The sequence below is a fragment of the Mesorhizobium neociceri genome (assembly GCF_013520985.1).
GTDB classification, from domain to species: domain Bacteria; phylum Pseudomonadota; class Alphaproteobacteria; order Rhizobiales; family Rhizobiaceae; genus Mesorhizobium; species Mesorhizobium neociceri.
Map to the genome: position 1 here is coordinate 158,333 of NZ_JACDTY010000013.1, position 22,037 is coordinate 180,369.

Consider the following 22,037-nt stretch of genomic DNA (forward strand, 5'->3'; position numbering starts at 1 on the left):
ACAATTTAGGAGCAGGCGAGCTCTCTACTAAGCGATGCGGCAACCACGAATCTCAACGTAATTTCATGACGATTGCCTCCCAGGCTGAAGAAATTCCATCCTTAGAAGTTGAAGACAGCAAGACTAATTTTCTGTCGCCACTGCTTAGTGACGTGACTGAACTTGCCGCGGAATATCGCAGGCGCAGGAATGCCAGTGCCCTTAAAAGTGTGCATCCTGCCGACGTTCCTGCTGAAGAGGCCAAAGGATGGGCGGTACAACGCGCAGGCAAGCGAGCTACGCGGCTGAAGCGTGACAAAGGGCATGACAAAAGGTTGGAAGATCGTGTCTGGTGCCTGCTTTACTCTATGGGATATCGAAGCCTCAACGGTGACAGTTTCAAAATCACCTTCACAAGGGGCGACGACTCGGTCGGAAAGAAGCAGATTGATGTCTATGCGGAGGATAGCGAGACCGCGCTCGTAATTGAATGCAAGTCAAGATCAGAGCGTGGACGACGCTCACTGCAGAAGGACATTCAAGAGACAATTTCGTTACAGCAGTACTTTAGGGACTCTATCAGCAGGCATTCCAAGGGTAAGGCGAAGCCAAAAATAATTTGGGTGTACGTTACCAACAATATACTTTGGTCAACTCAGGATATCGAACGCGCTGATGCTCACGATGTTAAGATTATAACGGAGAATGAGCTTCAGTATTTTGAAACTTTTGTTAAGCATATGGGGCCGGCTGGGAGGTATCAAATTCTTGGCGAGTTTCTTAAAGGTCAGAAAGTTCCAGGGCTTTCTGATGTCAAGTTGCCGGCGATCCGAGGTAAAATTGGCGGCGAATTGTTTTATAGCTTTGTTACGACACCTCGGAACCTGCTGAAGATTGCCTTCATCAACCACCAAGCATTGAACCATCCGGATGGGCGCCCAGCATACCAGCGTATGATATCTTCTGGGCGGATCAAGGAAATTGGTGCCTTTATTCAGAAGGGTGGCTTTTTCCCCACAAACATTCTAGTCAATTTCTCAGACGCTCCGCGATTTGATCAGATATCGAACGCAGAGAATACCGATCCGAATGTTAAATTCGGGTGGATTACATTGCCTTCAAAATACCGCTCGGCTTGGATAATTGATGGCCAGCACCGACTATATGGGTTTTCGCATCTGGATGACGAATATTTAGATCAAAGCCTTTTCGTGCTGGCTTTTGAAAAGATGGCTGTCCAAAAGGAGGCGGATCTTTTCATTACGATCAACCATAAACAGAAGAGTGTTCCGAAGAGCCTGCTGGTTAGCTTGCTGGCCGACATCCGGATGGGGGACAGCGATCCTTCAACAGCACTGTCTGCGCTTGGTTCGGCCGTTGTCAGAATGTTGAATACAGACAAGACAAGCCCGCTAGCAAGACGCTTTGCCATCCACGGGGTGCCACCCGAGCCGAACCAGAACCTTACTATATCAGAAGCCGTAAACGGCCTGCGCCGATCTGCGCTCATCGGCAAGCTTGCGGGCAAGACGCTTGCTCCCGGGATGCTGTCGGGCGCCACCGATGAAGATACGATAAAGCGGGCCTCAAGCGTTCTAAGCGCCTATTTCGAGGAGGTGCGAGTCGCGAATCCGTCGCGGTGGGAGGCTGGGCGCGATGCATATATCGCCGTGAATCCGGGGATTCGTGCCCATTTGAGCGTGATTTCCGAGGTGGCGCTTTATCTTTCACACAAGAAGTCTTTGGACTTTCCGATGATGAAGCCAGAGGATTTTGCAGATAAAATCAAGGAGTTCTGCAAGCCTGTTTTCAATTTTATAAAGAAAGCCTCTGACGATGAAGTTCGAACCAGGTTTGCCCGAAGGTTCGGAGAAGGCGGCGTCAAAGAGTACACCTATCATCTTATGCAGATCCTGACGGAGACCCATAGCGATTTCGGCTCGGAAGAGTTCCAGCGGTGGGTTGAGCAAAGCACGTCGGAGAAGATTGATGAGGTAAATCAGTTCCTCATGAAACTGGCTGAGCGCTTGACCAACTATGTGATCGACACGTTGAAAAAGGTTCATGGCACTCATCGCCTTGCGAGTGATGAACAGGCGTTCTGGGAGATCGGTGTTGACAGTGAGCGCATTCGTCGCAACGCTTTTGAAGCGCAGCAAAGGGACAAGGCGCGGCGTAAACCTAAGGAGGCTTACCTGAACATTGTTGACCTCGCAGAAATTGTGAAGCAGCAGAACAACTGGGATCATTTCGAGCACGTGTTCAAGAATCCTCTCCCTAGCGAACGTTCTGGGCAGAAATACTATATTTCATGGATAAATACATTTAATGAACTGAGGAATATTGCAGCGCATAAGAATCAACTTAAGACTTATACTGGTGAAGATCTAGAATTTGTGGAATGGCTGCGAACTGAAGTGCATCCGAAGGTTCAAGCATGACACAGCAAGCGCTGAAGCCGTTTCTGAAATGGGCAGGGGGCAAACGTTGGCTATTTGAAAGCGGGCAGTTTTCGCTTCCGAGTTTCAGTGGTCGGTACGTGGAGCCATTTTTGGGTGGCGGCGCAGTGTTCTTTGAGAATCAACCTAAAAACGCGGTTCTCAGCGACTGCAATTGGCGGCTGATCGAGCTTTTTGTGGTGATCAGAGACAATCTGAATCCATTTGAAGCGCTCATGCAGACGCACGCTGAAGCCCATTCGACGGGCTACTACTACGAACTGCGCTCCAAGCAGTTAGGGACATCTATCACTCGGGCGGCGCAATTTCTTTATCTCAATAGGACGTGTTGGAACGGCCTTTATCGTGAAAATCTAAAAGGAAATTTCAACGTGCCTATCGGCACAAAGCAAACCGTGATCTTCGATGCAGATGATTTTCCAGCTTGGTCAAGCGCGTTGCAAGGGACGCATCTAAAACATAGGGACTTTGAGGAAGCTATTGACGAGGCAGAAGCGGGAGATTTTGTATTTGTAGATCCGCCTTACACAGTTCGGCACAACATGAACGGATTCGTTAAATATAATCAGAATATATTTGCTTGGAGCGATCAGATCCGATTAAGAGACGCCTTGTTGCGTGCTCATAAACGCGGTGTCGCATTCGCAATGACAAATGCGGACCACGAGAGCATTAGGGATCTGTATTCAGGATTCGGACGGCATCGCCAGCTATCACGTTATAGTGTCATCGCAGGCAAGGCTGCTTATAGATCGCAATCAACCGAACTTCTGATTACAGGATAAGCGTGGAACTTACATCTACTTCCATTCGGTCTAAACTCCGGCGGAAGCAACCGCGTTACAAACTCACAAAAGCCGTAAGCGGCAGGTGATCCGACGCCACTCGCGATAGCGGTGTGTCATGGGCTTCCACCGACGAGACCATGCCGTGCCGGTTGGCCATGATGCGGTCGAGCGCCAGCACCGGCAGGCCGGAGGGGAAAGTCGGCACGGCCGCCGGGGTGAAGCCAAAGGTGGCGTGCAGCGTCTTCAGCGCCGAGCGGTTGCCCAGCCGCCATTCGTTGAGGTCGCCGAGCAGCAAGGTCGGCCTTTCATCCTGGCTGCTCATAATGTCGAGCACGACGCGGGCCTGCTCGGAGCGAGAGCGGCGCAGCAGGCCGAGATGGGCGGCAATGACGCGCAGCGTGCGCGTTTCGTCGAGGTCGATCTCGGCCACCAGCGCGCCGCGCGGCTCCAGTCCAGGCAGCTTGATCTGATGCACGTCGCGCACCGTGCCGCGCTTGAACAACAGCACATTGCCGCGCCAGCCATGGCCCTTGCCGTTTCCGGAAACCGGCACCGGCACCAGCCCGGTTTCGTGTTCGATCCGGGCAAGATCGAGCAGCCCGGCGCGGTCGCCGAAGCGGTTGTCGGCCTCCTGCAAAGCGATGACATCGGGGCCGATCTCGCGGATGACGCGGGCGGTGCGTTCAGGATCGAATCTGCGGTCGGTGCCGATGCACTTGTGGACATTGTAGGAGGCGACCACCATCTGGGCGCCGTCGACGCGCTTGCGCGGCGTCGCGTTCGCCTTGCGCGCTTTCCTGCCGCGGATCGACAGGAGCACGGTCTCTGGAAGGCTGCGTCCGTTTATGTCCATGGCTACTGCTCGATGTCCTGATTCTAAAGATAGGGCGATCCCAGCCATAACAACCGGTCGAAGACGCGAATGACAAATGGCCGCGCTTTCAAAGTTGCGAGTGTGACGGGTTTGGCGGAAGCGATTGCCGCTCCGATGCGCGTTTCGATCTCGGTGGCAAAACCGGTATCCAGCACCTCCAGGTCGATCTCGAAATTCAGTCGCAGTGACCGGGCGTCGAGGTTGGAGGAGCCGACATAGGCCCACACGCCATCGACCGAGATCAGCTTCGAGTGGTCGAACGATCCTTCATGGCGCCAGACACGGCAATAATGCTTCAGCACCTGGTCGTATTGCGCCGTCATGGCGCGGCCGACGAGGAAGAGATTGTTGACCGCCGGTACGACGATGTCGATCTCGACGCCGCGTCGCGCCGCCGTGGTCAGCGCGCTGATGAATTCCCGGTCCGGCAGGAAATAGGGCGACATGATGCGGATCGATTTGCGGGCGACGGAGAACGCCCCCATCAGCAGCTTGTGGTTGGTTTCGATGCTGGCGTCCGGTCCCGACGCCACCGCCCGCACCAGGATCGGCTGACCGGGCGGCGGCGAGGATTTTTCGACATGCCAGACTTCGTCCTTGAGGGCTTCGTTGCCGGCAAAGCGCCAGTCTTCGGCGGCAACCGCAAACAGGTCGGCCACGACCGGCCCGGTAACCTGGAAATGCGTATCCGCCGAGCTGGCGTTTCCCACGAATTCGGCCGAGAATCCCTTGCGGATGTTCATGCCCCCTGTGAATGCCACCGCACCGTCGACGACCAGGATCTTTCTGTGGGTTCTCAGATTCGCATAGGGAAGTCTCAGGCCCATGACGATGTTGCCGTTGAAGAGGTCGACGGTGACGCCGGCTTCTCGGAGAGTCGTAAGAATGCTGGGCACGGAATAGCGCACCCCGACGGCATCGATCAGCACGCGCACGGTGACGCCGCGCCGGACCGCGCCGGCCAGGCATTCGACGAAACGTTGCCCGACCTTGTCATTGTCGAAGATGTAGGTTTCGAGCAGGATACTGCGTTGTGCGCCGTCGATCGCGCCGCACATTGCTGCGTAGGCGGCGTCGCCTGTCCTCAGGATGGTGATTGCGTTGCCCGAAAGCAGGCCGCGCCGCGCCACCCGGTCGCCCAGTGTCTTCAGGCCGGCAAAGCGCTGGCCGAATTCAGCCGAGATGAGCGCTTCGAGCGCAATGTCGCGGTCGTGTTTGGCCGTCTCGGCTTCACCGGCCAAGGGCCGCATGGCGCTGATTGTAGCCCGGCGGATGCGGTTGATGCCGGCAATGGCATAGATGATCGCGCCAAGGAAAGGCGACAAAAGCATCACGCCGACCCAGCCGGTGGCGGCGCGGACGTCTTCCTTGGTCATGATGGCGTGGACGATGCCGATGGCGGCCATCAGCATCGGAATGATCACGAGGATCAGAGGCCAGTAGGTCACGAAGGTCTGCCACATCGGCAGGACTATCGAGCCAGCGGCCGCAGAAGGCAATGCAAGGGATTAGACAGGGTTGAGGCGCTCGCGCCTCAGTCCTTCGCCCGCTCCACGTAAGAGCCATCGGCCGTCATCACCACCACGCGGGTGCCGGGGGCGATGTGCGGGGGAACAGCCGTGCGCACGCCGTTGGACAGCACGGCCGGCTTATAGGACGAAGATGCCGTCTGTCCCTTGGTCGTCGGCTCGGTCTCGACCACCTCGAATGTGGCGCGCTGCGGCAGCACCAGGGCAATCGCGATACCGTTGAACTGCGAGATCTGCACCGCCATGCCTTCGAGCAGGTAAGGCGCCATGTCACCGACCACGCTTTCCGATACCGCGACCTGGTCGTAACTCTCCGGGTTCATGAAGTGATAGCCTTCGCCATCGGCGTAAAGGAAGGTGTGCTCGCGGTCCTCGACATAGGCGCGCTCGACCTGTTCGGTGGTGCGGTAGCGCTCCGAAACTTTCACCCCGTCGGAGATGCGGCGCATGTCGAGCTGGGTGACCGGCGTGCCCTTGCCAGGGTGGATGTTTTCGGCAAAGAGGATCACGTAAAGCTTGCCGTCCTTGTCGACGACATTGCCTTTACGCAGGGAACTGGCGATGACCTTCACCACGGTTTTCAATCCTAGACTTCGTTGGCCTGAAACGATTGTTCGGCGCAAATCGGCTGCGAGAGCCGTCGCCGTAGCGCATCTTGGCCCGAACCGCCAGCCCTGTCAGCAATTCCGTTGCCCGGCAAAGCCATGACCGAGGCTTCGCCCTGGTGGACGCCGGATGTTCACGCGGACCGTCGACCGCGGCTGATCGCGCGCAACGGCATCGCGGCCGCCATGCGCGCCTGGTTCGGCGAGCGCGACTTCATCGAGGTCGAGACGGCGGCCCTGCAAATCTCGCCCGGCAATGAGGCGCATCTTTCGGCCTTCGCCACCGAGGCGATCGGCGCCGACGGCGCGCGCCGGCCGCTTTATCTCCATACCTCGCCGGAATTCGCCAGCAAGAAGCTGCTTGCCGCAGGTGAAAGGCGAATCTTCAGCCTCGGCCCCGTCTGGCGCAACCGCGAGCGCGGCCCTTTGCACCATCCGGAATTCACCATGCTCGAATGGTACCGGGTCGGCGAAACCTATGAGAGCCTGATGGCCGATTGCGCCGACCTGCTCACGCTGGCCGCCGAACGGGCCAGCGCGAAAACCTTCCGCTTTCGCGGCCGCGAGGCCGACCCGTTCGCTGAGCCGGAACGGCTGAGCGTCGCGGAGGCTTTTGCACGCTATGCCGGCATCGACCTTCTCGCCACCGTGGCCGCCGATGGCAGCACTGACCGTGGCGCGCTCCATCAAGCCTTGGTCAAGGCCGGCCTGCGCACGGCTGAGGATGACAATTGGGCCGATCTGTTCAGCCGCGTGATGGTCGAAAAGGTCGAGCCGGTGCTGGGGCAGGGGCGGGCGACCATCCTCTACGGCTATCCGATCTCGGAGGCCGCGCTCGCCCGGCCGAGTGCCGAGGATCCACGCGTCGCCGAACGCTTCGAGCTCTATTGCTGCGGCGTCGAGCTCGCGAATGCTTTCGGCGAGCTGACCGACGCAGCCGAACAACGCCGGCGCTTCGCCGCCGAGATGGACGAGAAGGAGCGCGTCTATGGCGAGCGCTATCCGCTCGATGAGGATTTTCTCGCCGCCCTTGCCCTCATGCCACAGGCCAGCGGCTCGGCGCTCGGCTTCGACCGGCTGGTGATGCTGGCGACGGGGGCAACCCGGATCGACGATGTGATCTGGACGCCGGTCGCCACTCTTTGACAGAAATCGGCGACAGAAATCGGCCTTGGTTAAGCCTCACAAACCGGTCAAGCCGCGCGTCTGTGGCGGTCGCCGCGGTTGGCTTTCGCGGTTCGCTCGGGCGCTATGCCGCAGCGGCGCAATTACCGGTGCGCCATTGCACAAGCCGCAGCGGGACAATAGATGGTGCAGCAGTCGCGACCGCCCGGGGCGGCTTGAAGCCAGGACCATGCGCATGACCGATACATCAGAGGCAGCGAAATTGACCGACCGCGTCGCGGCTCTGGTCGAGGCTGCCAAACGGGCCGGCGCCGACGCCGCTGATGCGGTTGCCGTGCGCGGCCGCTCGACCGGTGTGTCGGTGCGGCTGGGCAAGGTTGAGAACACGGAATCCTCCGAAGGCGACGATGTCTCGCTGCGCGTCTTTGTCGGCAAACGGGTGGCGAGCGTGTCCGCGACAGCGGCGTCGGACCCCAAGGCATTGGCCGAGCGCGCGGTGGCGATGGCCAAAGTCTCGCCCGAGGATCCCTATCAGGGTCTTGCCGATCCGGCTTTGCTGGTTGGTAAGGTGCGCGACCTCGATCTGTTCGACGCCACCGAGGTTTCGGCCGATCAGTTGAAGGAAGCGGCCCTGGCCGCCGAAGAAGCAGCCCTTGCCGTCAAGGGCGTCACCAATTCAGCCGGCAGTGGCGCCAGCGCTGGCCTGGGCGGGCTGGTGCTCGCCACCTCGAACGGCTTCGTCGGCCACTATGTCGCCTCGCGCTTCTCGCGCTCGGCCAGCGTTATCGCCGGCGAGGGCACCGGCATGGAGCGCGACTATGAATATTCCTCGCACCAGCATTTTTCCGATCTCGACGCCCCGGAACTGATCGGCCGCAAGGCTGGCGAGCGCGCAGTGCGCCGCCTCGGTGCCCGCAAGGCGGCGACCGGTCCGGTCAACGTGGTGTTCGATCCGCGCGTCGCGCGCGGCATTGCCGGCCATCTTGCCGGCGCCATCAACGGCGCTTCGGTGGCGCGCAAGACCAGTTTTTTGCGCGAGATGATGAGCAAGCAGGTTGCGTCGGCTGACATAACCGTCACCGACGAGCCGCTGCGGCGCCGCGGCCAGGCCTCGCGTCCTTTCGACGGCGAAGGCGTCGAAGGCGAAAAGCTGCTGATGGTCGAAAACGGCGTGCTGAAGCACTGGTTCCTGTCGACGTCCGCGGCGCGGGAATTGGGACTGACCACCAACGGACGCGGTGCGCGCAGCGGCTCTTCGGTATCGCCATCATCGACCAATCTCGCCATCGAGCCGGGCGACAGGACGCCGGAAGATCTGATCAAGTCGCTGAAATCAGGCTTTTACGTCACCGAAGTGTTCGGCCAGGGCGTCGACATGGTGACCGGCGAATATAGCCGCGGCGCGTCGGGCTTCTGGATCGACAATGGCGAGCTTGCCTATCCGGTGGCCGAGGTGACCATCGCCTCCAATCTGAAGGCGATGTTCCTCAACATGGTGCCGGCGAGCGACCTCGACCGCAATTTCGGCACCGCCGCACCGACGCTGCTGATCGAAGGCATGACCCTTGCCGGCGCCTGACCCGGTCATATCGGCAGCAGAAGACCTTGAGCTTTTGCGCGACGCTGCCCGCGAGGCGGGTGTGATCGCCATGCGTTATTTCGGCAAGAATCCGCAAGTGTGGATGAAGGGTGGCACCTCGCCGGTCAGCGAGGCCGACCACGCGGCGGATGCCTATCTGCGCGAAACCCTGCTTGCGGCGCGGCCGGACTATGGCTGGCTGTCGGAGGAAACGACCGATGATCCGGCGCGGCTTCTGGCGCGGCGCACCTTTGTCGTCGATCCCATCGACGGCACGCGCGGCTTCCTCGAAGGCCTGCGCTCCTGGTGCGTCAGCGTCGCCGTGGTCGAGGATGGCCGCACGCTTGCCGGTGTGCTCGAATGTCCGGCCAAGGACGAAACCTATTGGGCGCTGCCCGGCCAGGGTGCATTCCTTAACGGCAAGCCCATTGCCGTGCGTCGCTTGGGCGAGACGGTCGAGATCGGCGGGCTGAAGCAACTGATCGACCTGATGCCGGCGGCATGGCAGGGTCGGGTGCAGCGCGCGGCCCATATTCCCTCGCTCGCCTACCGGCTGGCGATGGTCGCCAACGGCGCGCTCGACGCCACCTTCGTCAAGCCCAACGCGCATGACTGGGATATTGCCGCAGCCGATCTCATCTTGCGCGAGGCCGGCGGCGCCGTGCTCGACGGACAAGGCCGCGCGCCGCTTTATGCCGGCGAGGTGATCCGTCACGGAGCCTTGGTCGCCGGCAGTGGCGAGCTGCTCACCGTGCTTGCCGGCGTCATTGCCGGTACGGAAGCGTGATCGACGGTTCCAAAGTCGACGGCTTTGGTCTAGACCTGTCACAAACTCACAATATGTGAAGGACCGAAATGGCCGCGGAAGACGGAAAGAAACAGCTTTTGCACCTGGTGTTCGGCGGCGAGCTGAAGAAGCTGGGCGGCACCGAGTTCCGCGATCTCGACGCGCTCGACATTGTCGGCGTCTATCCGGATTACCAAACCGCGCACACCGCGTGGAAAGCCAAGGCGCAAGCCAGCGTGGACAATGCCCATATGCGCTATTTCGTCGTTCATCTGCATCGGTTGCTCGACCCCGAAAATAAGGCGGTCGGTTGACTTCGATGGATCATGATCTGGCGAAAGGGCCAGCGAATGAAGCCGCGCCCACGGGTAGGGGCCGCAGTCGTACGACCAAGGCGTTCTGGCGCAAGATTCGCGAACCGCTTGCACAGTCGCGATTCGTCAAAAACGCCATTGCCAGTCTGCTCGCCCAGTACGTGCGGCTGGTTCGCATAACCAGTCCGCTGGTCACCGGATCGGCACGCTTTTCGGCCGGTGGCTATTCGGAGTTCGAACCCGGTATCATCGCGCTTTGGCACGGCCAGCACCTGCTGACGCCGGCCTATTATCCCAAGCGTAAGCCGCTGGTCGCCATGGTGTCGCGCAGCGCCGATGCAGAGCTCAATGCACTGATGCTGGAGAAGTTTGGCATCGAGGCCGTACGCGGTTCGGGCGGGCGTGAAAGCACGAAGCATCTCGACAAGGGCGGCGCCAAGGCGCTCATCGCCCTTAAAAAGTCGCTCGTCGCCGGCAAGAACGTTGCCATGATCGCCGACATTCCCCACGGCACGCCGCGCGACGCAGGGCTTGGTATCGTTCTTCTGGCGCGCCTCTCGGGTCGGCCGCTCCTGCCGGTCGCTATCGCCACCAGCCGCCGCAAGGTGCTGGAAAAGAGCTGGGACAAAACCACCATCAACCTGCCATTCGGCCGTTCCGCTGTTACCATCGGCACGCCGATCTTCGTGGCGGCGGATGCCGATGAGTCTGAAATGGAGCGCAAGCGCCAGGAAGTCACGACCGCCCTCAATGCCGCAACCGCTGAGGCCTATCGCCTCGTGGACGGCATCCATGAGTGAGCGCTGGGCGCGCGCCTTCCTGACGGCGTACCGCTTCGCGGGGGCCGTCGCCTATCCGTTGATCGGGCCTTATGTGGCCTGGCGGACGTCGCAGGGCAAGGAAGACCGCAGCCGCAGCCGCGAGCGCTATGGCGTTGCCGGGCGACCACGGCCTGAAGGGCCGGTGATCTGGATCCACGCGGCAAGCGTCGGCGAGACCATTGCGGTCGTGCCCCTGGTGCAAAGCATCCTCGACTATGGCGTCAACATCGTGCTGACGACGGGCACTGTGACCTCGGCGCAGGTCGCCGACGAACGGCTCGGCGACCGCATCATCCACCAATATGTGCCGCTCGACCTCAAACCGGCGGTCAGCCGCTTCCTCGACCACTGGCGGCCGGATCTGGCCATCATCGCCGAATCCGAGATCTGGCCGATGACCATCCTTGAACTCGGCGCCCGCCGCGTGCCGCAGGTTCTGGTCAATGGCCGGCTGTCAGACCGCTCGTTCAAATCCTGGAAGAAGCGCGCCAACATCGCCGAGGCGCTGTTCGAGAACCTCGCCCATGTCGTTGCCCAGTCGGATGTCGACGGCGAGCGGTTTCGCGCCCTTGGCGCCCGGCCGGTCACCGTATCGGGCAACCTCAAGGTCGACACCTTGCCGCCGCCGGTTGACGAGAGGGCGCTGGCGACGCTGAAGCGCCAGATCGCCGGCCGCCCGACCTGGGCGGCGATCTCGACCCATGACGGCGAAGAGGTGGTCGCCGCCGAGGTCCACGCCACGCTCTACAAACGCCATCACGGCCTGCTGACGATCATCGTCCCGCGCCATCCCGACCGCGCCGAGGCGCTGGCCGCACAGATTTCCGGCATGGGCCTGAAGCTGGCGCGGCGTAGCAAGGGCGACAGGATCACCGCCGACACCGATATCCTGCTCGGCGACACGATCGGCGAGATGGGGCTTTATCTCCGGCTGACGGAAATCGCCTTTGTCGGCCGCTCGCTGACCTCGGAAGGCGGCCAGAACCCGCTGGAGCCGGCCATGCTCGACACCGCTGTGCTTGCCGGCCGCAACGTCCAGAACTTCCGTGAAGCCTATCAGCGCCTGCTCGACAGCGGCGGCGCCAAGCTGGTGCGCGACCGCGACATGCTGGCCGGCGCCGTCAATTTCCTGTTGAGCAATGAAGTCGCCCGCCATGAGATGATGGCGGCCGGTGCCGCCACCGTTGACCAGATGCGCGGTGCGCTGGCGCACACGCTGAAGTCGCTCGAGCCTTACATCCAGCCGCTGATCGTCAAATCGCGCCTGAAGGGCGCCGACGGGCGATAGAGTGGCCTCCGAAGCACCACCTTTCTGGTGGGAAGCGCCGGACTGGCGGGTCTTTGCGCTGTCGCCGCTGTCGGCAGTCTATAGCATGGTCGCCGGCCGCCGCATGCGCCACGCGCCGCGAGAAAAGATCGACGCGCCAGTGCTTTGCGTCGGCAATTTCACCGTCGGCGGCAGCGGCAAGACGCCGGTCGCCATCGCTCTGGCAAAGCAGGCCAGGCGCATGCAACTCAATCCCGGCTTCCTGTCGCGCGGCCATGGCGGCTCGTTCGCGCAGCCGCATGTCGTCGATATCAGTCACGACGCCGCCAAGCATGTCGGCGACGAGCCGCTGCTTTTGGCCGAACATGCGCCTGTCGCGGTAAGTCCCAACCGCGCCGCCGGCGCCAAACTGCTCATGGAAGCCCATGGCTGCGATTTCCTGATCATGGATGACGGTTTTCAGAGCGCGCGCATCCATATCGATTATGCGCTGGTGGTCGTCGACGCCCGCTACGGTATCGGCAATGGCCGTGTCATTCCGGGCGGGCCGCTGCGAGCCAATGTCGTCGACCAGCTGGTCTTCACCGACGGGCTGTTGAAGATGGGCGAGGGCACCGCCGCCGACCAGGTCGTGCGCCAGGCGGCGCGCGCCGGCCGGCCGATCTTCGAGGCGCGTGCCGAACCCGGTGCCAAGGAACGCTTCGCCGGCCGGCGTTTCCTGGCCTTTGCCGGCATCGGTCATCCCGAAAAATTCTTCGAGACGCTGCGCGGCACCGGCGCGGAGGTGGCGCTGACGCGTTCGTTTCCTGACCATCACTTCTATGCCCCTGATGAACTTGCCGAACTGGCGGCAACCGCGCGCCGCGAGGGACTGGGCCTCGTCACCACCGCCAAGGACGCCGCCCGGCTGCGTCATGGCGCTGCCCCGGCCGAATTCCTTGACCAACTCGACGTGCTGGAGATCGACGCCATGTTCGAGCTCGACAATGTGCCGGAGCGCATCATCGACGAGACACTGGATGCCTGGCGCCAGCGCAGGCTGCGGAGCTGATCGGCGCTAGCGCCGGCTGCGCAGTTCCGGATGCGTTTCGATCTCGCGGCGCAGCGAGGCGGCGGCGCTGACATAGGGCTCCTGCCTGGCGACGCTCCAGTATTTCAGCTCGTCCAGCGGAATGCTCTCGCCGGTCACCGCGCAGCGCACGAATGCGCCGGGGCTGGTGACCTGGAAGTCGCCGTCGAGATAGCGAATCCGGGCTTCCTTGCCGCCAGGGCCTTCGAAACGGTTCATCATGGGGTGGTGCCTGACTTCATGCTGATTTCATCGCCATAAATTGCCGGCAAGGTCAAGCTTGACGCAATGCTGAGGCTCTATTGTCGCGCCGCAAACCATTCTCATGGGACCGGCATGGACGTTTCATCCGCCCGCCTGACAGCTCTGCTGCGCGAAGCCATGATATTGGCGGCGGTGCCGTCGGCGAAGGCCGACCCGGCGAAAACGGCGCTTATCAAGGCGCTGGCGCAGCCACCGGCGCCGTCCGGCCGGGCTGTTCAGCCTGCAGCGGTGCTGGCGCTCCAGGCACAATTGTCCGCCGCCGCAAGGGGGCAGCAGACAGGATCCGCCGAAATCCTGCTGGCCTATCTGGCAATTGCCGAACCGGGCGCCGAGGCGCCAGACGATGCGGGGCGGCCGACACGGGCCGTGGCGGCCACGCCGGCAAACGATGACGCACAGCGCGGTCTGCCTGTGCCGTTGGCAAGGGCCGACGATGGCGCCGCTGCAAAACCCGCAGGCCTGCCATGGCTTGCCTTTCTCGTCTCTGAAGTTTCGCCGCAGCGCCGCGCCTCTGGCATCGACGCTGCGGCAAAACGAGGGCAGGTGACGTCTCGGCCGCATGACGCGGTCCAGCCCGAAGACAGGCAGCATATGCGTGTCGGCCTGATGGCACTGGCGGCCGGGTTTCTGGCGGTCGCGATTGTCGGGTTCGTTCTGCTGCTGCTTCGCTGAGTGCCGAACGATTGATCCTAGCGCTCGGCTTCGAGGAACGCTTCCATCTTGTCCATCGCCAGTCCCGCCTCGACGGCGATGCGGCGCGAAAGTTCGGCGGCAGCCGTGCGCGGCCGACCCAGCGGCCGGTCGAGCCAGTATGACACCGGGTTGAGCGCGGTGCGCTCGTCGACGGCAACGATGCGGCCCGCCTCCAGCTGATGCCCGGTCAGTGGCGGTCGCGCCAATGCGATGCCGAGCCCATAGGCGGCGGCATCGAGCACCAGATTGTAGTCCTCGAAGCGGCGGTCTTGCGGCCGCGGGCGGTAATCCATGCCTTGCGCCGCAAACCAGGCGCGCCAGGCCGAAGCGTCGGAATCGTTGATCAGCGGAAATTTGAGCAGCCGGGCAGGGTCGCCGCGGCCGATCTCGCGGGCAAGGCCGGGGGCGGCAACGGGAAACACATGCTCCTCGAACAGTTTCACCGAGATCCGGCCTGGAATGCCGCCGCGGCCGCAACGGATCGACAGGTCGATGCCTTCATCGGCAAGGTCGGCCTGGCGGATGTCGACGTCGAGTACGATGCGCAGCTTGGTGGGATTGTTCTCCAGCGCCGCCATGCGCGGCATCAGCCACAGCCCGCTGACCGAGGGGATCGAGGTCAGCCGCACCACGGCTGTGCCGCGCGGCTCGACCCAGCGGTCGGAATGGGTGGAGATCAGCGCAAAGGCTTCCGCCGTGCGCAGATGCAGGCGGTTGCCCTCGATGGTCAGCGAGACGCCGCGCGCCCCGCGGTCGAACACTTTCAGACCCAGCCAGTCCTCCAGCTTGGCGATCTGCCGGCTGACGGCGCCATGGGTGATGTTGAGTTTTTCGGCCGCGGCCGAAAAGCTCCCGGTGCGCGCCGCCGCATCGAAGGCGCGCAATGTCTCGAGCGGCACCATTGTGTCTGAGCTGTGATCCATAGTCACAGGTGATCCTCGATTTGATCGTTTGTCAACGGTCCCGAAAGGGCGCTTTCTGCCTTTCAACACGAGCAAATCCGAGGACAATGAGATGAGCGCAACGACCAGCACGTCGAATCCGACACAGCGGATGGACACCACAGCAGCCATCGCCGTGGCGTTGACGGTGGTCGGCTGGGCCTCGGCCTTTCCCGCGATCCGTGCCGGACTCGCCGCCTTTGGGCCGCTGGAACTCGGTGCGCTGCGCTTTGCCATTGCCGCGGTGCCGGCGGCGATCTTTCTTGCCGTCAAGCGCCCGGCGCTGCCGAGGCTCGACGAGTTGTGGCGTCTCGCCTTTGGCGGCGCCATCTTCGTCGCGCTCTATACCGTCATGCTCAACTACGGCGAACTGACGGTTTCGGCAGGTGCCGCGGGTTTCATCATCAATGTCAGCCCGATCTTCACCGCTATTATGGCAATGGCCTTGCTCGGCGAGCGCTTCTCCGGCTGGGCCTGGTTCGGCACGGCCATTTCTTTCGCCGGCATCGGCATCATTGCGGTCGCCGACGGCAATGGCCTGCATTTCGACACCGGCGCGCTGCTGGTTCTTGGCTCCGCGCTGTGCTCGGCCGTCAACACGATCGTCCAGAAGCCGCTCTTTGCCCGCCATCACCCGCTGACCATTTCGGCCTCGAACATGATCCTTGGTGCTCTTTGCCTGGCACCCTTTCTGCCAAGCGGCTTTGCGCAGGCAGCGGTCGCCAACACAGCCGGTCTCGGCGCAGTGATCTTTCTCGGCATCGTGCCCAGCCTGATCGCCTATGCCGCCTGGGCAACCGCTCTGTCACGTCTCCCGGCGGCGCGCGCTTCGAACTTCCTCTATCTGGTCTCGCCCATGTCGGCGCTGATCGGCTTCTTCTGGCTGGGCGAAGTGCCGACGCTGCTCGGCATAATCGGCGGTGCGCTGGCGCTCGGCGGCGTCATCGTGGTGAATTTGAAGCGTTAGATCAGAGGGTTGGACGCCTTTCCCGAATCATAGTGAGAGCCGCACCGGTATTTCTCAGCGCACGAAATGGCCGACCGCTGCTGCGGTGCAGACAGGACCCAACCGGGTGGCTATGGTGCGTTGAAATTCACCGGGGGGGGGGTCGGGATGGTCAGGCAGTTCGTATCGGCCGTATTTTGCTTGCTGCTGTTAGGCAGCAACGCCATGGCGGGTTGGTATCACGTGGAAAACTACGAAGGGTCCATCGGTCCCAACCCCGTCCACCTCTCCCTACAGACCTACAGTTTCGGCAGCGGCATCACTGTCCAGGGCAGTTTCTTCTACGACGCCAAGCAAAGTCCGATCGCACTCTACGGCAAAGCCACTGGTACCAGCCTCGCGCTTTGCGAGATTGCCGATGACAAGGAGTTCGAGCGCGTCATCGTCATGGGCTCCAAAACCCCTGTCGACACCACCGGATGCCCGTTTTCCCTTGAGCTCGGCGACGGTAGCCTGACAGGCAATTGGAGCAAGGGCGCGGACAAATTTCCGGTCAGTCTCAGGAAGGTCGCGGGCCTGGACGATACCGGGGAGGGGAAGGTCGAAGGAACCGTCGAGATTCCTTTCTGGGCGCAGACGGCCACCAACAGGTTTGCCGGGATCTACACGAAAACCGACGACGCAATCTGCATGACGAAGATGCAGATCATCAACAAGAAACGGCAGAAGGTCGTGCAGACCATCAAATTCGGCGGCGACCTCTGCAATGCGGGCATGCTGATGACACCCATCTTCTGGAACGTGCAGAAGAGTGTTGAGCGAGGCAAGGACATCATATCCGTGAATTTCTACGATGGCCGCGCCGGCTATGAAGAGGACTATGTCTTTGACCGCAAGACCAAGAAGTACCGTTTGAGGAAGTGAGTCGACCCCTACGGACATAACCGCCCACGGGCCGCGTCGTTATCGTCCGCGAAGGTATATCGCCACGGAAGCGGAAATCGAATCGCCTGCCGTTAGATTGCACTTACGCCGGACGTCGTCCTTCAAAGGCAAAAGATAGCTTCCGTCCTTGGGAAACAGCGATGTGCCGAACATGAAGCCGTCAATAGTCGCCTCGACAGGTATCACCCCCCAGCCATAGGTCGCGAACTTCGCGACCTTTTTGATCTCTTCGCCATACTGCTCGGGGATTGGCGCGAAGAAGTATGGCGACGGACCCCGCCAGTGGATCACTTCGGCTTCGAACCGGAACCGGACCGTCGACTCGCCGCTCACGGACTTATCGCCGCCCGAACAGCCGTTCGATATCGGCGAGCTTGAGCTCGATATAGGTCGGGCGGCCGTGGTTGCAGGTGCCGGACCCCGGCGTTGCCTCCATCTGGCGCAGCAGCGCGTTCATCTCCTCGGGTTTGAGCAGGCGGCCGGAGCGTACCGAACCGTGGCAGGCCATGGTGGCGGCAATCTTGTCCAGGCGCTCTTTCAGCGTCTCGACCGTGTCGTTGTCGGCGATCTCATCGGCGAGATCACGCACCAGCTGCTGGACATTGGTCTCGCCCAGCATGGACGGCGTCTCGCGCACCGCCACCGCACCGGGGCCGAAGCGTTCGATGCCGAGGCCGAAGCGGGCTAGCGTCTCGGAATGAAGGGCCAGCCGCTCGGCATCTTCCTCCGGCAGGTCGACGATCTCCGGCAACAGCAGCATCTGCGACGGCACTGCGCGTGAATGCAGCGCATTCTTCAGCGCTTCGTAGACAAGCCGCTCATGCGCCGCATGCTGGTCGACGATGACAAGCGAATCCCGGGTCTGCGCCACGATATAGTTCTCGTGCACCTGCGCGCGGGCGGCGCCCAGCACCGTGCCGAGCAGCGTCTCTGCCGGTTCGGCCGTGCCGGCACGCGCGTCGGCGCTGGCGAGCGGGCCGGCATCGAAAGCCGCCTGCTCGTTTTCGCCGAAGCCAGCGCCATCAAAGCCCATATCCAGCGGCCGCTGCGGCGAGCGGTCGAAGCCGGCAAAACCCGACGCCCGGTAGGCAGCGTCATAGCTGCGATGGCCGTTGGCTGGTCCGGCATGGGCATAGGAGGCGGCTCCGGGCCGGAACGCCGCCATCATGCCCGCGGCTCCGCTCGTGGCGGCGCGTATGCCGGAATTGGCGAGCGCCTCGCGGATGGCGCCGACGATCAGCCCGCGCACCAGGCCTGGGTCGCGGAAGCGCACATCGGCCTTGGCCGGGTGGACGTTGACGTCGACGGTTGCCGGATCGAGCGTCAGGAACAGCACCGTGACAGCATGCCGGTCGCGCGGCAGCACGTCGGCGAAGGCGCCGCGAATGGCGCCGGCGATCAGCTTGTCGCGCACCGGGCGGCCGTTGACATAGGCATATTGCTGCAGCGCGTTGGCGCGGGTGAAGGACGGGATCGAGACATGGCCGGTCAGGTGCACGCCGTCACGGCTGGCATCGATGGCGATGGAATTGTCGGGGAACTCGGCGCCCATCACCTGGGCGACGCGGCGCAGGCTGCCCTCCGCGCTGTCGTCGGTCGCCGGCAATTCCAGCGTCGAGCGGTCGGACCCGGCCAGCGTGAGGCGCACGGCGGGGAAGGCGATGGCGATGCGCTTGACCACATCGCTGGTGGCCGAGCTTTCCGCCCGCTCGCCTTTCATGAATTTGAGCCTTGCCGGCGTTGCGAAGAACAGGTCGCGCACCTCGACCGTGGTGCCGCGGTTGGCCGCCGCCGGTTTGATGGCCGAAACCCGGCCGCCCTCGATACCGATTTCTGCGGCAGCGTCGCCGGCGGCTGTGCGCGAGCGGATCGACAGCCGCGACACGGAGCCGATCGAGGGCAGCGCTTCGCCGCGAAAACCGAGCGAGCGGATGTCGTGAATGTTGTCGGCAAGCTTGGACGTGCAGTGGCGCGCGATGGCCAGCGCCAGCTCCTGTTGTGGGATGCCGAAGCCGTCATCGGTGACGCGAATCAGGTTCAGTCCGCCGCCGGCTGTGACCACCTCGACTCGTGTGGCGCCAGCATCGAGCGCGTTCTCGACCAGTTCCTTCACCACGCTCGCCGGACGCTCGATGACTTCGCCGGCGGCGATCTGGTTGATCATCGTTTCGGAAAGCTGGCGAATGGGCATGGGGGGTACTATAGGCGGATTCGAAGGTGGCGGGCGAGGGGTGCAATTAATGTTGTTCGCCGCAATCCTTCGCGCCCCCCTCTGTCCTGCCGGACATCTCCCCCACGAGGGGTGAGATTGGCAGCTTCACCGCCGGCGGCTTCCTGCAACGTTTGAGATTGGCGAAAGCGGGTGCGCTAGCTGATCTCCCCCCAAGTGGGGGAGATGGCCGGCAGGCCAGAGGGGGGCGCCGTAGAGCGCCAGCTTTGCCTTGCACCAGATATGCGAAACTCAAGCCTGCGCCGCCAGCCAATCCCTGACTTTCCGCGCATTCTCGCTGAGCTCGCGGTTCTTCGGCCAGACGACGTAGAACGCCTTGCCGGTCTTCAGCACATGGTCGGTCACCGGCACCAGCAGCCCCGTGGCCAACAGCCGCTCGGCCAGATGCCGCCAGCCGAGCGCGATGCCCTGGCCCTCCATGACGCCCTGGATCACCAGGCCGTAATCGTTGATGCGCAGGCCGCGCGCGGTGTTGTCGAGGCTGCCTCCGGCCGACCGGAACCATTCGTCCCAGCTTGCCGCCTCGCGGTAGGGCTCCTCGAGATGGATCAGGCGATGCGTGGCCAGCTCCGCCACAGTTTTCGGCATGCCGAACTTCGCGAGGTAGCTGGCGCCAACGACCGGGAAGATCTCCTCGTCGGCCAGCGGCAGCGAATGATAATCGGCCCAGTCGCGCGGTTCGCCGCCGCGCACCGCAAGCGGAATGCCTTCGGCGATGATGTCGAGGTCGCGGTCGGCGGTCTGGATGCGCAGGTCGATGCCCGGCAGTTCGTCGCGGAACTGCTGCAGGCGCGGCATCATCCAGAACGAGCCGAAGGCGGTCGAGGCGGCAAGCGTGACGTGGCCGCCGGTCACCTGCATGCGCAGATCCTCCGCCGATTTGCGGATGTGCGAGAGGCCGAGCGAGACGTCGGCGTGGAACCGCTCGCCGGCTTCCGTCAGAATGACCTGGCGATGGCGGCGCTGGAACAGCTTTGCGCCGAGCTGTTCCTCCAGCCCGCGCACCGCATAGGAGACGGCGGCCTGCGTCATGCCGAGCTCGCGCCCGGCGGCGGTGAAGCTCGACAGCCGGCCGGCCGCCTCAAAGACGATCAAGCTGCCGGCCGAAGGCAGGAGGTGGCGCAGGCTTCGCATAAGCTCAGCTTATACAAGAGATCAGGATTTTCCAGCGTCACAGCGGAAATTCGTCTGGGTAGATTATCTTACAAGGGAAAAAGGGAGGTCTGATGAACGCGCCGGCCGATGTTGTGATCGAACCAGCCAAACGCCGCGAACGTGGCGGTGGCCGCATTGCCAGGCGCGAATTGCGTTCGCACGGTTCGGAAGGGCTCAGCCGCCCGTATATCGTCCGCAACATCCCGACCTACGACATCCTGTCGGAGGAGAACCTGCTGCGCATAGAGGCGACCGCCGACCGGATACTGGCCGAGATCGGCATCGAATTCCGCGACGATCCGGCAGCGCTTGCGCACTGGAAACGGGCAGGGGCCGATATTGACGGTGTGCTGGTCAAGTTCGAGCCGGGCATGCTGCGCGAGATCCTAAAGACGGCGCCGGCGAGCTTCACCCAGCATGCACGCAACCCGGCCAATTCTGTCGAGATCGGCGGCAAGAGCGTCGTCTTCTCGCCGGCCTATGGCTCGCCCTTCGTCATGGATATCGACAAGGGCCGCCGCTACGGCACGATCGAAGATTTCCGCAATTTCGTGAAGCTGGCGCAATCCTCGCCCTGGCTACACCATTCCGGTGGCACCATCTGCGAACCTGTCGATGTGCCGGTCAACAAGCGCCATCTCGACATGGTCTACAGCCACATCAAATATTCCGACCGCGGCTTCATGGGCTCGGTGACGGCAGAGAGCCGCGCCGAGGATTCGATCGACATGGCGCGCATCGTTTTCGGTCGGGACTTTGTCGACGAAAACTGCGTCATCCTCGGCAATGTCAACGTCAACTCGCCACTGGTCTGGGACGCGACGATGACGACGGCGCTGCGCGCCTATGCGCGTGCCAACCAGGCGGCAGTCATCGTGCCGTTCATCCTTGGCGGTGCCATGGGCCCGGTCACCAATGCCGGCGCCATCGCCCAGTCGCTGGCTGAAACCATGGCCGGCTGCGCGCTCACCCAGCTTGAAAGGCCGGGCGCACCGGTCATTTTCGGCAATTTCCTGTCCTCGATGTCGCTGCGCTCGGGCTCGCCGACCTTCGGCACACCGGAGCCGGCGATCGGCTCCATGGTCATCGGGCAACTGGCGCGCCGGCTGAACCTGCCGCTTAGATGCTCTGGCAATTTCACCACCTCGAAACTGCCCGATGCGCATGCCATGAACGAAGGCACCATGTCGATGCTGGCGGCGGTGCATTGCGGCGCCAATTTTATCCTGCACTCGGCTGGTTTCCTCGATGGCTTGCTGTCGATGTCCTACGAAAAATTCGTCATGGATGCCGATTTCTGCGGCGCGCTGCACACCTATCTCGACGGGGTGAAGATCGACGACAACCAGCTGGCGCTCGACGCTTTCAGGGAAGTCGGGCCGGGCAGCCATTTCTTCGGGTCGGCCCACACCCTGGCCAATTACGAGACGGCGTTCTGGGATTCCGAGATCGCCGACAATGAGCCCTACGAGAAATGGGAGGCGGCCGGATCGGAAGATGCCGCCATCCGCGCCAACCGGCGCTGGAAAAAGGCGCTGGCCGAATACCAGGCGCCACCGCTGGACGAGGCAATTGACGAGGCGCTGCAGGAGTTCATGGGCCGTAAAAAGATCGAGATGGCGGACGCCTGGTACTGAACATCTAGAAGGGCGAACAACGCCACTCGT

General features: G+C 62.3%; 21 protein-coding genes. 13 read left to right on the top strand and 8 right to left on the bottom strand.

Translation table 11 applies throughout. The features are described from left to right. Nucleotides 1–65: 65 nt before the first annotated feature. On the top strand, nucleotides 66–2,420 hold the full coding sequence (locus H0241_RS24030) for a DGQHR domain-containing protein (RefSeq protein WP_181060312.1): 2,355 nt from the start codon (nucleotides 66–68) through the stop codon (nucleotides 2,418–2,420). After that, nucleotides 2,417–3,223 (top strand): DNA adenine methylase, encoded by an 807-nt coding sequence (locus H0241_RS24035; protein ID WP_181060313.1) that lies wholly within the window; start codon nucleotides 2,417–2,419, stop codon nucleotides 3,221–3,223. The genes H0241_RS24030 and H0241_RS24035 overlap by 4 nt, the downstream gene beginning before the upstream one ends. A gap of 55 nt (nucleotides 3,224–3,278) precedes the next feature. Here the strand turns inward: H0241_RS24035 and H0241_RS24040 are convergent, their stop codons facing one another. The 3 genes from H0241_RS24040 to efp form a co-directional block, all read right to left on the bottom strand. Continuing rightward, nucleotides 3,279–4,079, bottom strand: coding sequence for an endonuclease/exonuclease/phosphatase family protein (locus tag H0241_RS24040; RefSeq protein WP_181060314.1), 801 nt, complete (start codon nucleotides 4,077–4,079; stop codon nucleotides 3,279–3,281). 23 nt (nucleotides 4,080–4,102) lie between these two features. Further along, the gene (locus H0241_RS24045) at nucleotides 4,103–5,563 is read right to left on the bottom strand and encodes a phospholipase D-like domain-containing protein (RefSeq protein WP_181060315.1); all 1,461 of its coding nucleotides are present in this window, start codon (nucleotides 5,561–5,563) and stop codon (nucleotides 4,103–4,105) included. Between the two features lie 71 nt (nucleotides 5,564–5,634). Beyond that, nucleotides 5,635–6,204: an elongation factor P gene (efp, locus tag H0241_RS24050; protein WP_142866998.1), complete on the bottom strand. Its 570-nt coding sequence runs from the start codon at nucleotides 6,202–6,204 to the stop codon at nucleotides 5,635–5,637. 129 nt (nucleotides 6,205–6,333) lie between these two features. Between efp and epmA the strand changes: the two genes are divergently transcribed. The 7 genes from epmA to lpxK all read left to right on the top strand — a co-directional run bounded on the left by epmA (nucleotide 6,334) and on the right by lpxK (nucleotide 13,178). Next, nucleotides 6,334–7,380, top strand: a complete 1,047-nt coding sequence (gene epmA / locus H0241_RS24055; protein ID WP_181060316.1) for an EF-P lysine aminoacylase EpmA — start codon at nucleotides 6,334–6,336, stop codon at nucleotides 7,378–7,380. Nucleotides 7,381–7,594: 214 nt separating this feature from the next. Beyond that, a complete protein-coding gene (locus tag H0241_RS24060; protein ID WP_181060317.1) occupies nucleotides 7,595–8,938 on the top strand; it encodes a TldD/PmbA family protein in 1,344 nt (447 codons plus the stop codon). Then, nucleotides 8,925–9,725 (top strand): 3'(2'),5'-bisphosphate nucleotidase CysQ, encoded by an 801-nt coding sequence (locus tag H0241_RS24065; RefSeq protein WP_181060318.1) that lies wholly within the window; start codon nucleotides 8,925–8,927, stop codon nucleotides 9,723–9,725. Before H0241_RS24060 ends, H0241_RS24065 begins: the two co-directional genes overlap by 14 nt. Nucleotides 9,726–9,793: 68 nt before the next feature. Next, nucleotides 9,794–10,039 (top strand): DUF4170 domain-containing protein, encoded by a 246-nt coding sequence (locus tag H0241_RS24070; RefSeq protein WP_181060319.1) that lies wholly within the window; start codon nucleotides 9,794–9,796, stop codon nucleotides 10,037–10,039. Between the two features lie 5 nt (nucleotides 10,040–10,044). Continuing rightward, nucleotides 10,045–10,839: a lysophospholipid acyltransferase family protein gene (locus tag H0241_RS24075; protein WP_181060320.1), complete on the top strand. Its 795-nt coding sequence runs from the start codon at nucleotides 10,045–10,047 to the stop codon at nucleotides 10,837–10,839. Then, entirely contained in the window at nucleotides 10,832–12,148 is a 1,317-nt protein-coding gene (waaA, locus tag H0241_RS24080; protein WP_181060321.1) for a lipid IV(A) 3-deoxy-D-manno-octulosonic acid transferase, read from the top strand. Before H0241_RS24075 ends, waaA begins: the two co-directional genes overlap by 8 nt. A 1-nt stretch (nucleotide 12,149) precedes the next feature. Then, a complete protein-coding gene (lpxK, locus tag H0241_RS24085; protein WP_181060322.1) occupies nucleotides 12,150–13,178 on the top strand; it encodes a tetraacyldisaccharide 4'-kinase in 1,029 nt (342 codons plus the stop codon). A gap of 6 nt (nucleotides 13,179–13,184) precedes the next feature. Here lpxK and H0241_RS24090 read toward each other — a convergent pair whose 3' ends face one another. After that, entirely contained in the window at nucleotides 13,185–13,418 is a 234-nt protein-coding gene (locus H0241_RS24090; RefSeq protein ID WP_112564953.1) for a DUF2093 domain-containing protein, read from the bottom strand. Between the two features lie 114 nt (nucleotides 13,419–13,532). Between H0241_RS24090 and H0241_RS24095 the strand changes: the two genes are divergently transcribed. Next, nucleotides 13,533–14,132, top strand: coding sequence for a hypothetical protein (locus H0241_RS24095; protein ID WP_181060323.1), 600 nt, complete (start codon nucleotides 13,533–13,535; stop codon nucleotides 14,130–14,132). A 17-nt stretch (nucleotides 14,133–14,149) separates the two neighbouring features. On the opposite strand, the gene H0241_RS24100 is transcribed toward H0241_RS24095, so the two are convergent. Then, a complete protein-coding gene (locus H0241_RS24100) occupies nucleotides 14,150–15,076 on the bottom strand; it encodes a LysR substrate-binding domain-containing protein (protein ID WP_235984436.1) in 927 nt (308 codons plus the stop codon). Between the two features lie 91 nt (nucleotides 15,077–15,167). Between H0241_RS24100 and H0241_RS24105 the strand changes: the two genes are divergently transcribed. Both H0241_RS24105 and H0241_RS24110 read left to right on the top strand, forming a co-directional pair. Next, nucleotides 15,168–16,061 carry a DMT family transporter gene (locus tag H0241_RS24105; RefSeq protein WP_181060324.1) on the top strand — a complete coding sequence of 298 codons (894 nt, stop codon included), beginning with the start codon at nucleotides 15,168–15,170 and terminating at the stop codon, nucleotides 16,059–16,061. A gap of 147 nt (nucleotides 16,062–16,208) precedes the next feature. Next, on the top strand, nucleotides 16,209–16,964 hold the full coding sequence (locus H0241_RS24110; protein ID WP_181060325.1) for a hypothetical protein: 756 nt from the start codon (nucleotides 16,209–16,211) through the stop codon (nucleotides 16,962–16,964). A 39-nt stretch (nucleotides 16,965–17,003) separates the two neighbouring features. Here H0241_RS24110 and H0241_RS24115 read toward each other — a convergent pair whose 3' ends face one another. The 3 genes from H0241_RS24115 to H0241_RS24125 form a co-directional block, all read right to left on the bottom strand. Continuing rightward, entirely contained in the window at nucleotides 17,004–17,318 is a 315-nt protein-coding gene (locus tag H0241_RS24115; RefSeq protein WP_181060326.1) for a DUF1905 domain-containing protein, read from the bottom strand. 4 nt (nucleotides 17,319–17,322) lie between these two features. Next, entirely contained in the window at nucleotides 17,323–19,176 is a 1,854-nt protein-coding gene (gene mutL, locus H0241_RS24120; RefSeq protein ID WP_181060327.1) for a DNA mismatch repair endonuclease MutL, read from the bottom strand. A gap of 270 nt (nucleotides 19,177–19,446) precedes the next feature. After that, nucleotides 19,447–20,349, bottom strand: coding sequence for a LysR substrate-binding domain-containing protein (locus H0241_RS24125; protein ID WP_181060328.1), 903 nt, complete (start codon nucleotides 20,347–20,349; stop codon nucleotides 19,447–19,449). Between the two features lie 92 nt (nucleotides 20,350–20,441). On the opposite strand from H0241_RS24125, the gene H0241_RS24130 reads away from it, so the two are divergent. Then, entirely contained in the window at nucleotides 20,442–22,007 is a 1,566-nt protein-coding gene (locus tag H0241_RS24130) for a trimethylamine methyltransferase family protein (protein WP_181060329.1), read from the top strand. The last annotated feature ends 30 nt before the right edge of the window (nucleotides 22,008–22,037 follow it).

What these genes read in the sequence shown, in the direction of transcription:
- H0241_RS24030 (WP_181060312.1), top strand. Translation starts at nt 66, where the DNA reads ATGACGATTGCCTCCCAGGCTGAAGAAATTCCATCCTTAGAAGTTGAA.
- H0241_RS24035 (WP_181060313.1), top strand. Translation starts at nt 2,417, where the DNA reads ATGACACAGCAAGCGCTGAAGCCGTTTCTGAAATGGGCAGGGGGCAAA.
- H0241_RS24040 (WP_181060314.1), bottom strand. Translation starts at nt 4,079, where the DNA reads ATGGACATAAACGGACGCAGCCTTCCAGAGACCGTGCTCCTGTCGATC.
- H0241_RS24045 (WP_181060315.1), bottom strand. Translation starts at nt 5,563, where the DNA reads ATGTGGCAGACCTTCGTGACCTACTGGCCTCTGATCCTCGTGATCATT.
- epmA (WP_181060316.1), top strand. Translation starts at nt 6,334, where the DNA reads ATGACCGAGGCTTCGCCCTGGTGGACGCCGGATGTTCACGCGGACCGT.
- H0241_RS24060 (WP_181060317.1), top strand. Translation starts at nt 7,595, where the DNA reads ATGACCGATACATCAGAGGCAGCGAAATTGACCGACCGCGTCGCGGCT.
- H0241_RS24070 (WP_181060319.1), top strand. Translation starts at nt 9,794, where the DNA reads ATGGCCGCGGAAGACGGAAAGAAACAGCTTTTGCACCTGGTGTTCGGC.
- H0241_RS24075 (WP_181060320.1), top strand. Translation starts at nt 10,045, where the DNA reads ATGGATCATGATCTGGCGAAAGGGCCAGCGAATGAAGCCGCGCCCACG.
- waaA (WP_181060321.1), top strand. Translation starts at nt 10,832, where the DNA reads ATGAGTGAGCGCTGGGCGCGCGCCTTCCTGACGGCGTACCGCTTCGCG.
- H0241_RS24090 (WP_112564953.1), bottom strand. Translation starts at nt 13,418, where the DNA reads ATGATGAACCGTTTCGAAGGCCCTGGCGGCAAGGAAGCCCGGATTCGC.
- H0241_RS24095 (WP_181060323.1), top strand. Translation starts at nt 13,533, where the DNA reads ATGGACGTTTCATCCGCCCGCCTGACAGCTCTGCTGCGCGAAGCCATG.
- H0241_RS24100 (WP_235984436.1), bottom strand. Translation starts at nt 15,076, where the DNA reads ATGGATCACAGCTCAGACACAATGGTGCCGCTCGAGACATTGCGCGCC.
- H0241_RS24105 (WP_181060324.1), top strand. Translation starts at nt 15,168, where the DNA reads ATGAGCGCAACGACCAGCACGTCGAATCCGACACAGCGGATGGACACC.
- H0241_RS24110 (WP_181060325.1), top strand. Translation starts at nt 16,209, where the DNA reads ATGGTCAGGCAGTTCGTATCGGCCGTATTTTGCTTGCTGCTGTTAGGC.
- mutL (WP_181060327.1), bottom strand. Translation starts at nt 19,176, where the DNA reads ATGCCCATTCGCCAGCTTTCCGAAACGATGATCAACCAGATCGCCGCC.
- H0241_RS24125 (WP_181060328.1), bottom strand. Translation starts at nt 20,349, where the DNA reads ATGCGAAGCCTGCGCCACCTCCTGCCTTCGGCCGGCAGCTTGATCGTC.
- H0241_RS24130 (WP_181060329.1), top strand. Translation starts at nt 20,442, where the DNA reads ATGAACGCGCCGGCCGATGTTGTGATCGAACCAGCCAAACGCCGCGAA.